Below are 16,229 nucleotides of genomic sequence, written 5' to 3'. Positions count from 1 at the left end.
GCAGCACAAAAGCGGACCCAGAGCTGCGTACCCTGGCCATATGCACATCCACTTCACCTACGCCGGCGGCACCATCGGCATGATCGATTCGCCCCGCGGGCTCCAGCCCGGCGCCGACCTCGGAGGCTGGCTGCCCAGGCTGATTCCAGGATTCACCGAGACCGTATGCACGAGACCTCCGACCATCCCACCGTCACCACAATCACCTGCCCCGGGAACGTCGTCGGCGCCCGGAGCAACATACTCGCTCACCACCCTGCAACCCCTGCTTGACTCCGCGGAGACCACCCCGTACACCTGGCAGCAAGTCATTGACGACGTACAGCGCCACGCCGGCTGCGCAGACGCATTCGTCGTGCTGCACGGCACCGACACCATGGCCTATACGGCCTCTGCGCTGTCCTATGCACTTATCGACCTCGAGCAACCGGTCGTGGTCACCGGTTCGCAGCTGCCGCTGGGCGCAACCGACTCCGACGCCGCCGCAAACCTCACCGGAGCCGTATACGCGCTCACCCAGGGCGCGCCCCGCGGGGTACACCTTTTCTTCGGCGGCCGCCTCCTGGCCGGGAACCGGGCCACGAAGACTTCCACCTGGTCGCTACAGGGCTTCGAGTCACCAAACACGCCCCCGCTCGCCGTCGCCGGCGCGCCCTGGCACTGGTCGCCCCGCGCCCCGCGCACCGGTGTCGGCTGGTCCGCGCCACTGCCCTACACTGCCCACGACGTGCCGGTAATCGACATGGCACCAGGGCTCAGCTCCGCGCGCCTGAAGGCCGCACTGACACCAGCTCCCGTGGCCGTGATCGTGCGTGCATTCGGCGTGGGGAACCTGCCCGCGGCCGCGGACGGCCCGGTCAACGTGCTGGCCCAGGCGGTCCGGGACGGGGTCACGGTGGTGATCGCCTCGCAGTGCCCTCAGGGAGAGGTGGCGCTCGGGCGCTATGCCGCCGGCGCGGGCGCGGCACAGGCCGGCGCCGTCGGCAGCGGCGACATGACGCTTGAGGCCGCCTATGCGAAGCTGCAGTTCCTCGCCTCCCAGGGGCTGCGCGGTGCCGAGCTGGGGAAGTGGATGGGCCGAGACCTGGCCGGAGAGCTCACGGCGCCGGCCACCCGCCACTGAAACGCCCGCCGCCAATGCGCCCCGGCCACCCGCCGTCGGCACTCTGGCACGCGGGCCTGCCCTGCCGGCCTGCCCCGCAGGCTCCCGGCAGGCGCTCAGCCGCAGGTCAGCCCCTCCTCCGGCAGGACGCCCGCCAGCAGGTAGTTGTCAACGGCATCGGCCACGCAGGCGTCCGCTCGCCCGTAGGCGGTGTGCCCATTACCCCTCCAGGTGACCAGATGGCCGTCCTCCAGCTGCTCACTGAGGGCCTGCGACCACGCATAAGGCGTGGCCGGGTCACCGGTGGTGCCCACCACCAGGATCGGGGCGGCGCCGGAGGCGTGAATCTCGGCGCGCTCCCGGCTGGACGCATGCCCCCAGACACTGCAGTACAGGTCGGAATAACCCAGGTCCGCGCCAAAGGTCGGAGAGATCGCCTCAAGCTGCTCGCGCTCCGCCTCCCAGCTGTCGGCGTCGCCGACCACGGGATAGTCCAGGCAGTTGATGGCATTGATCGCCTCATTGCCATTGCCTCTGTAGGTGCCGTCACTTTGCCGGGAGGCGAACAGATCGGCGACGCGCAGCAGCACCGAGCCGTCGTCATGATTCATCGCCTGGTCCAGCCCCTCACTCAGCACCGACCATGACTCCGACTGATACATGATCCCCAAAATCGCAGACTCCGCGAGCGAATAGGTCAGGGGCCGGTCCGGGTCGGAAGTCGGAATCGGCGCATCCGCAGTGACTTGCAGGAAGTCCTGGATCTGGGAGACGCCGGCATCAACATCGCCCCGCAACGGGCACTTATTGCCACTGAGGCAGTCCTCCACATAAGCGCGCAGCGCCTTCTCAAAGCCAGCCGCTTGCCCCAAGGTGACCTCCCCGGCGCTGAGAGTCGGGTCGATTGCGCCATCGAGGACCATGCGGCCCACGTTGCTGGGGAAGAGCTCGGCGTAGGTGGCGCCTAGGTATGTTCCGTAGGAATAGCCGAGGTAAGTCAGCAGGTCCTCGCCAATGACGGCGCGCAGCACGTCCAAGTCCCGGGCCGCAGAGACCGTGTCGACGTGGTCCAGCAGGTCAGCGGGAGTGTTCGCCGCGCACTTGCCCTCGTACCACTCGACATACTCCGCCACCGCGTCCTGGGCAGCAGCGGCGTCCGACGCCTCGCTGCCCGCACTCGCCTGGTCCCCCGACCCAGCGCGCTCCTCATCCAGCTCGGCATCGGTCAGGCAGTCGATGGCGGTGGAGCTGCCCACGCCCCGCGGGTCAAAGCCGATCACGTCGTATGACCGCATCAGGGCGTCTGAGAAGTAGCCCTCCGCGGACTCCACCAGGCTGACACCCGACCCTCCCGGTCCGCCCGGATTGATGAACAGGCTGCCGATCGCGGTGCCAGTGGCGGCACGGCGCTTCATCGCGATATCAATGCGCCGCCCGCTCGGATCGGAGTAGTCCAGCGGCACGCTCGCATAGGCGCAGGTGAAGTCGGCGGCGCCCTCGGCCTCGGCCATGCCCGTATCAACGCACGGATACCAGTCGACGTCTTGGGAGTAGAAGTCCTCCAGGCCGGCGGGCACCGAGGCGGCGGCGTCGGTCGCCCGGGCCGCCGCGGAGGGGCTGACATCAGTGGCGGGAAGCAGCACCGCGCACGCGGCCAGGCCAGTCGCGGTGAGGACGACGGTGAGAGCCGCGAGAACGCGGCGGGGGCGTCCCGAATGAGTACTCACGCGTGCAGCCTACGGTTACGTGCTCAAGCGGCCCTGACTGTGCAAGGTGGATTCCTCCCCATTGCGACCCAGCCGTTAGGCTCGCCCCAGCGTCGTGCCGAAACGCCTGACAGGGCCTGGGCGGGCCTGCCTCGCCCTACATCTGGCGTCTAACCTTGCTTGCATGAGCCAGTCGTCCTCCCCCATGCCCGCCGACGCCCGCGCTGAGTTGAAGGACTTCCTAACCACGCGTCGGGCCAAGGTGCAGCCGCAGATGGTGGGCCTACCCGTCGTCGGCGGGCGCCGCCGCGTACCCGGGCTGCGCCGCGAGGAGGTCGCCATGCTCGCAGGGGTGAGCGTGGACTACTACACGCGCCTGGAGCGGGGCAATGCAGCCGGCGCCTCCGATGAGGTGCTGGAAGCGCTCGCCTCCGCGCTGCTGCTGGATGACGCCGAGCGCCAGCACCTCATCGACCTAGCCCGCACCGTCACCCCTATGGGGCGGATACGGCGTCGGCGCGGGCGCGCCAACAGCTGCACCATACGGCCGGACACCCAGTGGCTGCTGGACGCGATGCCCATGCCTGCTGCGGTGCGCAACGGTTCGGGAGACTACGTGGCGGCCAACACGATGGCACGGGCGCTGTACCACCCCATGTTCGTGGACCCGATCCCGGAGGTAGCAGCCGAGCATCCGAGCATGGCCCGCTTCATCTTCCTGGACCCGCGTGCACGGGAATTCTTCCCCAACTGGCAGACAGGCGCAGAGGACCTGGTGGCGATGCTGCGGCTGCGCGCCGGCGAGGACCCGACCGACCCGTGCCTGCAGGCACTCATCGGGGAGCTGTCCACGCGCAGCCGGGAGTTCTCCGACCTGTGGGCGCGCCACGACGTCCGCTACGTGTGCCGCAACGAGAAGGTCGTGAACCACCCGATCGTCGGGGAGATTCACCTGTGCTACGAGTCCGCCGCCATGGCGACCACCCCCGGCATGAGCATGCTCGTGTACGGGGTGGAACCGGGCAGCGCGAGCGCGGAGGCGTTGCGGCTGCTGTCTTCCTGGGCGGCCACCGAGCTGGCGCCGGCGGATACCGCCACGGCCGAGCCGCGCTAGACCTGCCACGGGCGGAATCGGCGCGCCCCTGCGGTGCTCAGGCCTGGGGGCGCAGCTGCACCATGAGCGACTCGACCGCCAGCAGCACCGCGGCGTTGGACCGCAGCCGCTCACGGCACTCCTCAATGGCACCGATGCGCGCCAGCGACTGGCGCGGTACGGTAGCGGCGGCCACCTGTGAGACGGCCTCGGCAAGGTCGATGTTGACCTGCTCCACGTCGCTGCCAAGCTGGACCGCGAGCACGTCCCGGTAGAAGGACAGCAGGTCAATCATGGCCCGGTCGAGCACGTCGGTGCGGGCCCGCCGGGCGCGCCGCTTCTGGTCCTCCTCCAGCTGACGTACCTGAGCCCGCAGCGACGGCGGCACGCGCGCACCGTCCTCCAGGCCGAGGGCGCGCAGCAGCGCCGACTTCTCGGCGGCGTCCCGCTCAGCGGTGGCCGTCTTCGCCTCCTCCTCGGCGGCGTCCACCAGGTCGGCCGCGGCGAGCACCGCGTCCCCGACGCTGCGCAGGGAGACGGGGGCGAGCAGCAGCCGACGCCGCCGCTCCCAGGCGCCGGCGTCGGTGGCCAGGTGGCGGGCGAGCCCGATGTGGGACTGGCTGGCGCGGGCGGCGCGGGCCGCCAGCTCCGGGTCGGCGCCGTCGCGGCGCACCAGCAGCTCGGCCACGGCGTCGGCGGGCGGAACGCGCAGCGTCACCAGCCGGCAGCGGGAGCGGATGGTGGGTAGTACATCGTCGGCGCTGGGCGTGCACAGGATCCATACGGTCTGCGGGGGCGGCTCCTCAATGGACTTCAGCAGCACGTTGGTGGTGCGCTCGGCCATACGGTCGGCGTCCTCCACCAGGATCACCCGCCACCGGCCGGTCCAGGGACGGCGCTGCGCTTCCCCAATCAGCGTCTTGACCTCGTCCATCGTGATCAGGAGCTTCTCGGTGGCCATGCGCACCACATCCGGGTGGGCGCCACTCATCACATCGCGGCAGGCCTTGCACACCCCGCAGCCGGGTACTTCCCCGGTGCACTGCAGGGCTGCTGCGAAGGCGCGGGCGGCGACGCTCCGGCCGGAGCCGGGCGGCCCGGTCACCAACCAGGCGTGGGTCATGGCCGACGTATCGACAGCGCCGGCCGAGTCGGTGATGCCGATTTCAGCGGGGCTGGAATCACCCCCCGAGTACCAGCAGCCACGCGTGCGGCGTCGGCAGCCGCGCCGCGGGCGGCAACACTCATGCGTGCGGCCTCCGCGGCAGCTTGGAAGGCGGCGACCACCTTCTCCTGGCCGACGACATCGGCCCACACGCTCATCCGAGGCACCACCTGGTTGCGTTCTCCGCGGCGGGCGTCAAAGACTGGATCACGGCACCAGGCTAACGGCAACCGCCGACACGTTTAGCCACAAAGCCCACCAGCACCTGCCTCGGCGGACAGATCGACCGACCTTCACGTCCCGCCGAACGGCCTAGGTGTCAAAATCGATGACAAACGACTCGCGTGGCCGCTCACAGCGGTTCGGCACCCGCATGGTTTCGCCATTTTCAAGAGCGTCGTGGACGTCGACGCCCCCGTTTGTCATCATTTTTGACGTTACGTCTACCGACCTCGGCACGTAACGTCCACCGACCTCGGCGGGAGAGGGCGCGGAAGGCCTTCAGCTGCGCCCCGCCCCATGGACGGCAATGAGCCCCTCAACTAGTCCGGACACCTCGGCGGCCACCTCTTCCACAGGCCGGTCGGCGTCAACGACCTTGATGCGTTCGGGCTCCTGCCGCGCCAGTACCAGGAACTGCTCGCGCAGTGCGGAGTGAAAGGCGACTGGCTCCTGCTCCAGGCGATCGCTCGGCCCGCGCGCGCCGGCGCGTGCGGCGCCGACGAAAGGCTCGGCATCTAGCAGGATGGTCAGATCCGGCAGGAGACCCTCGACAGCCCACAGGGACAGGTCGCGCACCTCCTGGGGACCGAGCGCCCGAGCGGCGCCCTGGTAGGCGATTGAGGAATCCAAATAGCGGTCGGTCAGTACCACCTCACCACGAGCGAGCGCGGGACGCACGACCGAGTCGACGTGGTGGGCGCGGTCGGCGGCATACAGCAGGGCCTCCGCCCGCGGGCTCACTTCACCGCCGTGGAGCAGCAGCCGACGGATCTGTGCACCGAGTTCGGTGCCGCCGGGCTCACGTGTGCGCCGGTGGGCGATACCGGACTTGCCCAGCGCCTCGCTCAGCAGCTCGATCTGGGTGGTCTTGCCGACTCCGTCACCGCCCTCGAAGGAGACGAACAGGCCGGGATAGGCGTGCGCAGGCGGCACCGGGGCGAAAGCGGACAAGTTCACGGCGTCAGGGTAGCCGCAGACCGTGCCAGGACAGGGCTGGTCCCCGCCCTGTCCCTGTCATAAAATGCACCACTTTCCGACTGCGGATCCTCTTCCGAATCCGACAAACCGCACGATTCCGCGCACACAGCCAGCGGGACCGACGGCAGTGAGTCCCAAAGTGGTGCATTCCATGACACCAGCGCGTGCACGCTGGCGCGCCTCTACCGCTGCCGCAAAAGGCCGGCACGTAGAACTCCATACGGTGGCTGGGCTCACGCCGAGCCGCAAACCCCAAGCCTCGGACTCAAAGAGCCGCTATTGCAGCTCGTCCGGTGTGAGCGCGCCGGGAGTGAGGTCGGGCGGTGTCCAGGGCGCGGCTGCCTGGCCCGCGCCTGGCTGGAACAGCCATGTCTGTCTGAACCAGCCGCACCTACCTGAACCAGCCATGCCTCCCCGGATCTGCCCATAGGCGCACGCAGATGGTCCAAGTAGACAAGCGCGGTGCTCGGGCCGACGGCTCCGGCCGTGTTGAAGGCATTGACAAATCGCCGAAATCATTGAGGCCATGCGGCACCTGGACCGGGGCGGCAACCGCTGACGGCGCCGGCCAGTAGCTCCAGCGACTCTGCTACCGCACCCCAGGCACTACGGGGAGGTGATCACCGGAGTGGAGCAGTACACCGCTGTGAAGGGCGCGGACCGGGCCGGTTCGTGCGTACGCCCCGCGCGACGCTTCCGCACTTCTCGCGACGGTTCGGCACTTCGCATGACGGTTCGTACCTTTGCACCGACGCTTCGTACCTTTCGGTGACGCTACGTACCCCTACCGTACGAACCGTCACCACCAGGTACGAATCGTCGACCAGAACGTACGAACCGTCACCACCAGGTACGAACCGTCGACCAGAACGTACGAACCGTCACCACCAGGAACCGTCAACCATGGGCACGCGAACCACCGGCCAGAACGTACGAACCGCCAACCACGGGCATACGAACCACCGCGCCAGCACAGCCCCGAACACCAGCCGCCACTCCCGGCACGCCACAACCGCCACACCCAGCACGCCAACCCACCCAGGCACGCGCACCAGCCACCAAACGGCGAACCACCACACCCACAAACCGGAGGAACCCCACGAAATCTTCGAGTTGGAACCCGATTTCCAATGACCAACTAACAGATGCTATAAGGAGGCACTATGCCAAAGACCGACACCGCGCGCGCCGCGCTCAAATCCTCCCTCCTCTACATCCTCGCCATGGGGATCGCGAACCTGACCGTTCGCCACCTCTTCAACACGAGTTACAACGATCCCGGTTATGCGAGGGCCATGCTTCCGTTCTTCTGCCTGCTGGCCCTGGGCGCGGTCGGCTGCTTCCTCGCTCTGCGAAAGCAGCTGCCCGCTCCCACCGGTCCGAGGAGCTACACGCTCTTCCTGGTGATCTTTGTGCCGGTCGTCGGCATGGCGGCCTACTACCTACTGACTAACGGGCAGCTGAGCGCCGCATTCATGACGCCGCTGGCGGTGGCGTTCCTGGTGGGACTTGCAGAGGAGACAATGTTCCGCCGCGTCCTTTACACCGCCTACTTGGGTGAGCCCAACGGCAGGCGCGTCAACGGCGCCCTGCTCGTCTCCGCAACCATGTTCAGCCTGCTCCACGCGGTGAATATCCTCGCCGGGCAGCCCCTGACCGGCACACTGTCGCAGCTGGTGTCAACCTTCATCGCCGGACTGTTCTACGCGCTCATGTACGACTACACCAAGAGCATCGGCCTGCTGGTAACCGCCCACTTCCTGTGGGACTACATCCTTCTGAGTGATGCGCCCGTGAAGATTCCTGCCATCAGCATCGCCATGGGGGCGCTTACGGTGGTTGAATTCGTCATCACGCTCGTCCTCATCCTCAAGAGGCGGAAGCAGGAGGCGATTGCACCTTCTCAGAGCGCCTAACAGCGCCTAACAAGCCAAGGCGTCCTCAGCGGCGCCCACATTGCAGCCTGTGGCCGGAGTCGGGTCACAGGCTGCCGCATTATTCGGAGGCGTCCCGACTCGCACCGTTTTTCATGACAGCACGTCCGGAGCGGCTGCTGAAGTCTCAGCCAGGATGTCCACCGATCCGACCGACTCCCGGGCAACCCCGCCGCAACCACACCCCAAAGTGCGGTGAGCCGGCGAGCCAGGCAGCCTGATTCAGCCGCTCGTTTTACTGGTGGTGGACTTCTTCGCGGTCGGCCTCTTGGCAGTGGTTCTCTTCGCCGTGGTCTTACGGGTAGTGCGCTTCTTGGCCGGCCCCTTAGCGCGCTTCTCCGCCAGCAGCTCATAGGCGCGCTCGGGAGTGACCGTGGCCGGGTCATCATCACGACGCAGCGTCACGTTCGTCTCCCCATCGGTGAAGTACGGGCCGAAGCGGCCGTCCTTGATCACCACCGGACGCCCCGTGGCCGGATCGGTGCCGAGTTCCCGCAGGGGGCCGCGGGCAGCCGCCTGACCACGGCGCCGCTTGGGCTGGGCGAACAGCTCCAGCGCCTGCTCCAGGGTCACCGTGAACAGCTGCTCCTCGCTCTCCAAGGAGCGCGAGTCAGTGCCCCGCTTCAGGTAGGGCCCGTAGCGACCGTTCTGCGCCGTGATGTCAACACCTTCGGCGTCCTGGCCAACCACGCGCGGCAGGCTCAACAAGTCGAGGGCCTGTTCCAAGGTAACGGTGGCCAAGTCCATCGACTTAAACAGTGAGGCAGTACGCGGCTTGGGTCCCTTCCGGGCCCGGCGGGCAGTCTTGGCACCGCTCCTCGACGACGCCGAGCCGGCCGCAGCCTCCGCCTCACCGGTCTCCGGCTCAGGCAGGATCTCGGTGACATAGGGGCCGTAACGGCCATCCTTAGCCACGATGGTGTGCCCGGTGGACGGGTCGGTGCCGAGTTCGCGCCCGTCATCGGCAGCGCGGATGAACAACTCCTGCGCCTTGGCCACGGTTAGCTCGTCGGGCGCCAGATCGCCGGGCACATTGGCGCGTTTGCCCTCGGCGTCCTCCAGGTAGGGCCCGTAGCGGCCCACGCGCAGGGTGATGCCCTCACCGATGTCAATAGAGTTGACGGCGCGGGCATCGATCTCACCCAGCCCGTCAACCAGGGCCTTGAGCCCCTGGCTCTCCCCCGCAGGCCCCGCTGCCGCGGGCGCCGGTCCCGACGCCGCAGCGTCGTTCACGCCCGCACCCGCCTGCCCCTGCGGCCCGTAGTAGAAGTGGGTGAGCCAGTCGACCCGGTCCTCCTCGCCGGAGGCGATACGGTCCAGGTCTGCCTCCATGGAGGCGGTGAAGTCGTAATCGACCAGCTCGCTGAAGTTCTCTTCCAGCAGCCGGGTAACCGCGAAGGCCAGCCAGGTGGGCACCAGTGCCTGGCCACGGTGCTCAACGTAACCGCGGTCGGAGATGGTGGACATGATGGAGGCGTACGTGGACGGCCGGCCGATCTCCCGCTCCTCCAGGGCCTTGACCAGGGAGGCCTCCGTGTAGCGGGGCGGCGGCGTGGTCTCGTGCCCGGCGGCCTCGGCAGCCAGTGCGGCCAGCTCCTGCCCGGCGATCATGGCCGGCAGGCGCACCTCCCGGTCCTTGCCCGCCTTCGCGGCGGCGGCCCCGCCGGCTCCGGCGCCCTCACCCGCCGCAGCGGCATCGGCGCTGCCCGCCACCGCGGGCGTGTTCTCCGACTCGTAGCGCTCAGCATCACGCCCCTCCTCGTATGCGGCCAGGAAGCCACGGAAGGTGATGACTGTGCCCGAGGCGCTGAGGGAGGCAGTGCTGAAGGTAATGCCGGCATCGCGGGAGCCGCCGTCCGCGGGGCGCAGCGGCACGTCCACCCGCACGGTAGCCGTGGAGCCGGTGGCATCGGCCATCTGGGAGGCGACCGTGCGCCGCCAGATCAGCTCGTACAGTCGGAACTGGGCGCCGGTAAGCTGGCCGGACACCTGGGCGGGGGTGCGGAAGTGGTCGCCGGCGGGCCGGATCGCCTCGTGGGCCTCCTGGGCACCCTTGGTCTTGGTGGCGTACACGCGCGGCTTCGGCGCGACGTACTCCGCGCCGTACAGCTCGGCCACCTGACTGCGAGCGGCGGCGACGGCCTGCCCGGACAGCACCGTGGAGTCGGTACGCATGTAAGTGATGAAGCCGTTCTCATACAGGGCCTGCGCCACCCGCATGGTCTCGCGCGGGTTCATGCGCAGCTTGCGGCTCGCCTCCTGCTGCAGGGTGGAGGTGGTGAAGGGTGCCGCCGGGCGCCGCCGGTAGGGCTTGTCCTCCACCTCGGCAACGCGCGGCACGGCGCGGGTGATGGCGTCGGCGACGGCGCGAGCGGCCCCCTCGTGCAGGTGCACGGTTCCCGCCTTGACGGCGGCAGGCCGCAGTACCCCGGCGTCGGTGAAGTCACGTCCTGTGGCCACGCGCCGTCCGTCCAGGGCGGTCAGGCGCGCAGTGAACGAGCTGTCCACCGCGGTGGGCCGCAGTGAGCTGCCGGCGGCCAGGTCGGTGGACAGCTGGGCCTCCACTCCCCAGTAGCCGGCGGGCTTGAAGGCCATGCGCTCGCGCTCACGCTCGACCACCAGGCGCGTGGCCACCGACTGCACGCGCCCGGCGGACAGGCCGGCACGCACCTTGCGCCACAGCACGGGGCTGACCTCGTAGCCGACCAGCCGGTCCAGGATGCGGCGGGTCTCCTGGGCGTCCACCCGGTGCGTGTCCAGGTCACGCGTGTTGCTCAGGGCGCGGGTGACTGCCTCCTTGGTGATCTCGGTGAAGGTCATGCGCTTGACCGGCACCTTGGGCTTGAGCACCTCCAGCAGGTGCCAGGCGATGGCCTCCCCCTCGCGGTCATCATCGGTGGCCAGGTAGAGCTCGTCGGCGTCCTTGAGGGCCTTGCGCAGCTGCGTGACCGTCTTTTTCTTGTCTGGGTTGACCACGTAGTAGGGCTTGAATCCGTCGGTTACGTCGACAGCGAACTTGCTGTACGGGCCCTTCTTCTCGGCTGCGGGCAGCTCGGACGGCTGGGCCAGGTCACGAATATGGCCGACCGAGGCCTCGACGTCGAAGTCCTTGCCCAGGTATCCGGCAATGGAGCGGACCTTGTTGGGGGACTCGACGATGACGAGCTTGGTGGACACAAGCGACCTTTCTTATGCAGACCATGGACACCCTGGGGTGAGACGTCACGACCGCCACGCTCCCTCAGAGGTGACGGCGGGAGCGGGATGGGACCCGACCCATGGTGAGGTTAACGTATCTCAGTTGACAGCAACACAACGGTGTCGCGACGACCACTATGACTCAAGGCATTCTTGCCAGCGCCTCGCGGACCGTCGCCACGCGGTCGCGGATAGCGGACGCATCCAGGGTAACGACTGCACCACGCGCCTTGGCCGCCAATTCAGCCAGGGAGGACGTCTCCGGGAACCCCGTATCGCTCAGCTCCACCGCCTCATGAAGAAGCGCCTGGACATCAACATCCTCATCCAGCGGCAGCGCGCCCTCGTCCTGGAGGGCGCGAATCCAACGCTGAAACGGGCGATTGATCCGGTCCAGATCGGACACTACCGAACGCATGTCCGTATCCAGGCGCTCCACCAGATCCGCGGCGTTCTGGCACGATGGCACCAACGGCTCCAGATCTGCCAGAAGCGCCTCGGCGAGGTCGCCGATCGCCGTGCTGGAGTCGCTGTCCTCCCCATCAAGAACCGCGGCGGCAAAGACGCCCGTCATCAAGGTGTGCAGGCGCATCAGTGATGCGCGGAAACGCACCTCGGACGCCATCTCATACAAAGCTGCCAGGGAGCCGTTGAGCTGCTGCAGCAGCTCAACGGCTCGAGCGCTGCGTTCCCTGACCCGCGCGGAGACTGCGGGCACCGAGGACTCCCGGTCGGGACTGGTCGCCTCCGTGACCATGGAACCCACCCGGTCGGCACGGTCGGTTATGGATCGGACCCCCGTCGACCATGATCCCAGGCTATTGATGAGGTCTTGATATTCGCCGAGTTGCTGGACCAGTTCGTCGGTGTCCCGCTCAATCGCGGCCATGGCGGACAGAATGGTGGACATGGGACTGTCGGATGCGGTGCGGACCGGAACCTTTACTCCCTCTGCCACCAGCAGCGCCAGCTCCCGTGGCAGAGCAGCCCTGGCGAAGGGGTAAAGCCCGCGGAAGTGCGCCTCACTCAGCTCTTCGCTCAGGAGTTGGGCACCGTATTGTCCGACCTCGCGACGACTGTGCCCCTGCGCGGCGTACTCGCGTTCAGCGGCGCGCACCCGGGCGTACATCTGCTTGACCGGGGTGAACAGGGCATGGTTGCTCGGGCGTACACGTACCGATAGGTAGCCCTCGGACAAGGGCGCCACGGTGGCGAAGACCCAGTAGTCCAGGCCGTCCTTGGCCCGGTTCAGCACGTAGACGCAGGCGGGACGTCCCTGCTCGAGTTCATCCCACATGAGCCGGAAAGCGCCCGCCGGCATGTCGTCATGACGGATGATGTTGTGCGGAGCACCGACGAGTTGCTCGGCACTGTACCGGGACAGCGTGTCGAACACCCGGTTTGTGCTGCGGATGATACCCTTAGCATCTGTGGTTGAGAAGAAAAGGTCCTCGGCACCGAATCGGCGCTCGTTACCATCGACGTAGTCCATTACGCTCCCGCGGGATTGGTTGACAAAGGGGATCCTGTGGCTGGATGCTGCGCCGGACGATCAGGGTTCGACCCAACCAGCCTCTTCACCCATGCTGCCACATGAGTTCGGCATATAACGAACTTGCGTTGCGGAAGACGGTCACACCGCTGAGGTGCCCCCCCTCACAGCTCACAGGTTCACCACAGAATAGGCGTGTTCAATGAAGCGCATGAGCACCTCCGCCGAGACCCTCACCCGCCCTGACGGCTCCCCCATACGCGTGCTAGTTGTAGACGACGAGCAGACCCTCGCCGATCTGCTCGCCTCCGCACTGCGCTATGAGGGCTGGGAGGTGACCACCGCCGGCACCGGCCGGGCCGCGGTCCGCGTTGCCCAGGAGATCGACCCGGACGTTGTCGTACTGGACATCATGCTGCCCGACTTCGACGGCATGGAGGTCATGCGCCGTATCCACGGCCACCAGCCCACCGTTCCCGTCCTGTTCCTGACCGCCAAGGACGCCGTCGAGGACCGCGTGGCGGGGCTCACCGCCGGAGGCGACGACTATGTCACCAAGCCCTTCTCCCTGGAGGAGGTCGTCGCCCGGCTGCGCGCCCTGCTGCGGCGCTCCGGTGCCGGCGCCGACAAGCCCGCCAACGTGCTGGAGGTCGGCGACCTGCGCATGGATGAGGACTCTCACGAGGTGTGGCGCGGCGATGACGAGATCCGCCTGACCGCCACCGAGTTCGAGCTGCTGCGCTACCTGATGCGCAACCCGCGCCGTGTGCTGTCCAAGCCGCAGATCCTCGACCGCGTTTGGAACTACGACTTCGGCGGGCAGGCCAACATCGTGGAGTTGTACATCTCCTACCTGCGCCGCAAGATCGACAAGGGCCGCGAGCCCATGATCCACACTATGCGTGGAGTCGGCTACGTGCTCAAGCCGGCTGCCGGCCAGTAGCCGCGGCGGGCACACATGCGGACCGCTAGCAACTCTGCCAGCAACTCCGACGGCACCCCCAAGGGCGGGTGGCGCTGTCGGCGCGCCTCCGGAGGGGCTGGGGCGGGCGCCGCAAGCGGCCCGCTCGGCCGACGGCAGCTGGCACCCCGCAGTCTGCGAACCCGGCTCGTGGCCGGCGTTATCGGCATCGTCCTGGTCATGGCCGGCAGCATCGGGGCGCTGTCCACACTTTTGCTGCGCCACGCACTGACCGATCGCCTGGACGAGCAGCTCGCGGCGGCCTCCGAGCGGGTCGCCGCCCGCCGTCAGGCGGCCGCCCCCGTGGGCGCCGCCCCGGTCCAGGATCCGAGGCTGTCCTCCAGCCCCCAGTCCCCCGGGGATGACGATTCGCGGTCGGCAGCCCCCAGCAACGCCGTACCTATCGGCCTGGATGCGGTCGGCCAGTCCACCGGCACCCTAACGGTGATCGCCTCCGGTGAGCGCGGTGGCGGCAGTGACGCCGACGCTTCCGCAGGCGCGGGAGGCGCAACCGGTTCGGCCGTCTCCACCGTCAAGGCGGGCTACATCGACGACGACGGCAACTACCGCATACTCACCGATGCGGAGTGCCAGGCCCTGTTGTCGCTGGAGGTCACCGGGGAGCCGGTAACGGTGTCGGTCGGTTCGCTGGGAGACTACCGCGTGCTGGTCACCGAGGACTCCGCCAGCGGAGATGTAGTAGTAACGGGCCTGTCCACCAGCAGTGATGAGAAGCTGGTCCGCGCCCAGCTGCTGGCGCAGCTCCTGATCGCCATCATCGGGGCGGTGATCGCCGCGCTGGCGGGCAGGGCGCTGGTGCGGACGGCGCTGGCTCCGCTGGAGCGAGTCGCAGGCACGGCTGAGCGGGTTGCCTCGCAGCCGCTCGCGCGCGGCGAAGTAAGCATTCGCGAGCGGGTCGACGCCGTCGACGTTGCCTCCTCCCAGGAGGTCGGGCAGGTCGGCAATGCCCTGAACACCCTGCTGGGGCATGTTGATGAGGCACTGACGGCGCGTCAGCGCAGTGAGACGCAGGTGCGCCAGTTCGTTGCCGACGCCTCGCATGAGCTGCGCACACCGTTGGCCTCCATTCGCGGCTACACCGAGTTGATTCAGCGTAGCGGCGCCGACGCCGTGCTGCCGGAGGAGGCCGTGCACGCCCTGGAGCGCGTGCACTCGGAGTCGGTGCGGATGACGGCACTGGTGGAGGACCTGCTGCTACTGGCCCGCCTGGATGCCGGGCGCGATCTGGAGCACGCGGAAGTCGATCTAGTGGAGATTCTGCTTGACACGGTCGCTGATGCGCGCGCCGCCGGCCCCGAGCACGTGTGGGACCTGGATCTGGCAGTTCTTGAGCCGCCTGCCGGGCTGTCCCAGCAGGCCGCGGAGGAATTCGTGCCCGAGCCGACGCTGGTTGTAGGCGATGAGGCGCGGCTGCGGCAGGTGATGGTTAACCTGCTGGCCAATGCCCGCGTGCACACGCCTGCTGGCAGCCACGTGCAAGTCATCCTCTCCCGCGGCGACGGCGATACGCTGGTGATCAAGGTTGCCGACGACGGTCCGGGCATTGATCCGACCGTGCGTGAGCGCCTGTTTGAGCGCTTCGCCAGGGGTGACGCCTCCAGGGAACGACGCACCGGCTCCACCGGCCTGGGCATGAGTATCGCGCTGGCGATTGTGCAGTCGCACCACGGCAGCCTGACCGTGGACTCGCGTACCGGCGCCGAGGATCACGGCACCACCTTCACGGTGACGCTGCCGACTTCCCTGCCGTCATAGTGCGCTGCCGGGCGTCGGCCCCGCGGGCACATCCACGCGCCGCACGAGCTCAGTCGTCGGGATCGGCGTTGATAGCGCCCTCGACGTCGTGGAAGAGGAGGTTGGCGATCTCCACCTGCACCATTTCCACATCGGGAACGTCCACTAGCACGAGGGGCTCATCCGCACTGGTCTGCAGGGAGAGGCTGCCGCAACCGAATAGGCGGTCGGTGATGGTCCGCTCCTGCTGGACGTCTGAGATGCGGGAAAGGGGTAGATCGTGGCCAGTTTTGTTGAGGATGCCGGCGCGGGTGATAACACGCTTGGAGGTGACGGTGTAGGTAGTCGCCAACCAGCGCAGCCAGGGCAGGATGAAAAGAGGGACCAAGGCCACCAGGATGACGACCCACAGGGCGATCACCACGCCGGTACGCCAATCGGCGTCCGGCAGTAGCACGGATGCCACCACACCGGCGGTGAGCAGGGTGAGGAGAACGATGATGCGCCACAGCAGGACCTTTGGGTGCGTGCGCATGTGACGCACAACAACCTCGTCCTTGCTGAGATGCTTCTGGGGTAGAGCCATAACCCCAGTGTGCCACCCGCCGCTGCTGCGCACCGTC

The 16,229-nt window shown here is 67.8% G+C and carries 12 protein-coding genes; 5 read left to right on the top strand and 7 right to left on the bottom strand.

Going from position 1 to position 16,229, the window contains the following annotated elements; genetic code table 11:
• Nucleotides 1-40: 40 nt before the first annotated feature.
• Nucleotides 41-1,123 carry an asparaginase gene (locus tag CWT12_RS01880; RefSeq protein ID WP_161923483.1) on the top strand — a complete coding sequence of 361 codons (1,083 nt, stop codon included), beginning with the start codon at nucleotides 41-43 and terminating at the stop codon, nucleotides 1,121-1,123.
• A 95-nt stretch (nucleotides 1,124-1,218) separates the two neighbouring features.
• Here CWT12_RS01880 and CWT12_RS01875 read toward each other — a convergent pair whose 3' ends face one another.
• Nucleotides 1,219-2,829 (bottom strand): alpha/beta hydrolase, encoded by a 1,611-nt coding sequence (locus CWT12_RS01875; RefSeq protein ID WP_161923482.1) that lies wholly within the window; start codon nucleotides 2,827-2,829, stop codon nucleotides 1,219-1,221.
• Between the two features lie 163 nt (nucleotides 2,830-2,992).
• Between CWT12_RS01875 and CWT12_RS01870 the strand changes: the two genes are divergently transcribed.
• Nucleotides 2,993-3,922, top strand: a complete 930-nt coding sequence (locus tag CWT12_RS01870; protein ID WP_161923481.1) for a helix-turn-helix domain-containing protein — start codon at nucleotides 2,993-2,995, stop codon at nucleotides 3,920-3,922.
• 37 nt (nucleotides 3,923-3,959) lie between these two features.
• Here the strand turns inward: CWT12_RS01870 and CWT12_RS01865 are convergent, their stop codons facing one another.
• The 3 genes from CWT12_RS01865 to tmk all read right to left on the bottom strand — a co-directional run bounded on the left by CWT12_RS01865 (nucleotide 3,960) and on the right by tmk (nucleotide 6,245).
• The gene (locus CWT12_RS01865) at nucleotides 3,960-5,024 is read right to left on the bottom strand and encodes a DNA polymerase III subunit delta' (RefSeq protein WP_237564254.1); all 1,065 of its coding nucleotides are present in this window, start codon (nucleotides 5,022-5,024) and stop codon (nucleotides 3,960-3,962) included.
• Complete coding sequence (locus CWT12_RS13690) at nucleotides 5,021-5,224, bottom strand: hypothetical protein (RefSeq protein WP_237564253.1); 204 nt, start codon at nucleotides 5,222-5,224, stop codon at nucleotides 5,021-5,023. Before CWT12_RS13690 ends, CWT12_RS01865 begins: the two co-directional genes overlap by 4 nt.
• A 343-nt stretch (nucleotides 5,225-5,567) precedes the next feature.
• Nucleotides 5,568-6,245 carry a dTMP kinase gene (gene tmk, locus CWT12_RS01860; protein WP_161923480.1) on the bottom strand — a complete coding sequence of 226 codons (678 nt, stop codon included), beginning with the start codon at nucleotides 6,243-6,245 and terminating at the stop codon, nucleotides 5,568-5,570.
• A 1,184-nt stretch (nucleotides 6,246-7,429) separates the two neighbouring features.
• On the opposite strand from tmk, the gene CWT12_RS01855 reads away from it, so the two are divergent.
• Nucleotides 7,430-8,182, top strand: coding sequence for a CPBP family intramembrane glutamic endopeptidase (locus CWT12_RS01855; RefSeq protein ID WP_161923479.1), 753 nt, complete (start codon nucleotides 7,430-7,432; stop codon nucleotides 8,180-8,182).
• Between the two features lie 240 nt (nucleotides 8,183-8,422).
• Here the strand turns inward: CWT12_RS01855 and topA are convergent, their stop codons facing one another.
• Together topA and CWT12_RS01845 are read right to left on the bottom strand one after the other, a co-directional pair.
• On the bottom strand, nucleotides 8,423-11,377 hold the full coding sequence (gene topA / locus CWT12_RS01850; RefSeq protein ID WP_161923478.1) for a type I DNA topoisomerase: 2,955 nt from the start codon (nucleotides 11,375-11,377) through the stop codon (nucleotides 8,423-8,425).
• Nucleotides 11,378-11,540: 163 nt separating this feature from the next.
• On the bottom strand, nucleotides 11,541-12,890 hold the full coding sequence (locus CWT12_RS01845) for a PAS domain S-box protein (RefSeq protein ID WP_161923477.1): 1,350 nt from the start codon (nucleotides 12,888-12,890) through the stop codon (nucleotides 11,541-11,543).
• 211 nt (nucleotides 12,891-13,101) lie between these two features.
• On the opposite strand from CWT12_RS01845, the gene CWT12_RS01840 reads away from it, so the two are divergent.
• Together CWT12_RS01840 and CWT12_RS01835 are read left to right on the top strand one after the other, a co-directional pair.
• A complete protein-coding gene (locus CWT12_RS01840) occupies nucleotides 13,102-13,833 on the top strand; it encodes a response regulator transcription factor (RefSeq protein ID WP_161923476.1) in 732 nt (243 codons plus the stop codon).
• 198 nt (nucleotides 13,834-14,031) lie between these two features.
• On the top strand, nucleotides 14,032-15,627 hold the full coding sequence (locus CWT12_RS01835) for a sensor histidine kinase (protein ID WP_337247916.1): 1,596 nt from the start codon (nucleotides 14,032-14,034) through the stop codon (nucleotides 15,625-15,627).
• Between the two features lie 49 nt (nucleotides 15,628-15,676).
• Here the strand turns inward: CWT12_RS01835 and CWT12_RS01830 are convergent, their stop codons facing one another.
• A complete protein-coding gene (locus CWT12_RS01830; protein ID WP_161923474.1) occupies nucleotides 15,677-16,192 on the bottom strand; it encodes a PH domain-containing protein in 516 nt (171 codons plus the stop codon).
• Nucleotides 16,193-16,229: the final 37 nt, after the last annotated feature.

The sequence above is a fragment of the Actinomyces sp. 432 genome, from assembly GCF_009930875.1.
Taxonomy (GTDB): domain Bacteria; phylum Actinomycetota; class Actinomycetes; order Actinomycetales; family Actinomycetaceae; genus Actinomyces.
This window is presented reverse-complemented; position numbering and strand designations above follow the sequence as displayed.

Coding starts and splice junctions, on each gene's coding strand:
- CWT12_RS01880 (WP_161923483.1), top strand. CDS start 41: ATGCACATCCACTTCACCTACGCCGGCGGCACCATCGGCATGATCGAT.
- CWT12_RS01870 (WP_161923481.1), top strand. CDS start 2,993: ATGAGCCAGTCGTCCTCCCCCATGCCCGCCGACGCCCGCGCTGAGTTG.
- CWT12_RS01865 (WP_237564254.1), bottom strand. CDS start 5,024: ATGACCCACGCCTGGTTGGTGACCGGGCCGCCCGGCTCCGGCCGGAGC.
- CWT12_RS13690 (WP_237564253.1), bottom strand. CDS start 5,224: ATGAGCGTGTGGGCCGATGTCGTCGGCCAGGAGAAGGTGGTCGCCGCC.
- CWT12_RS01855 (WP_161923479.1), top strand. CDS start 7,430: ATGCCAAAGACCGACACCGCGCGCGCCGCGCTCAAATCCTCCCTCCTC.
- CWT12_RS01845 (WP_161923477.1), bottom strand. CDS start 12,890: ATGGACTACGTCGATGGTAACGAGCGCCGATTCGGTGCCGAGGACCTT.
- CWT12_RS01840 (WP_161923476.1), top strand. CDS start 13,102: ATGAGCACCTCCGCCGAGACCCTCACCCGCCCTGACGGCTCCCCCATA.
- CWT12_RS01835 (WP_337247916.1), top strand. CDS start 14,032: ATGGCCGGCAGCATCGGGGCGCTGTCCACACTTTTGCTGCGCCACGCA.
- CWT12_RS01830 (WP_161923474.1), bottom strand. CDS start 16,192: ATGGCTCTACCCCAGAAGCATCTCAGCAAGGACGAGGTTGTTGTGCGT.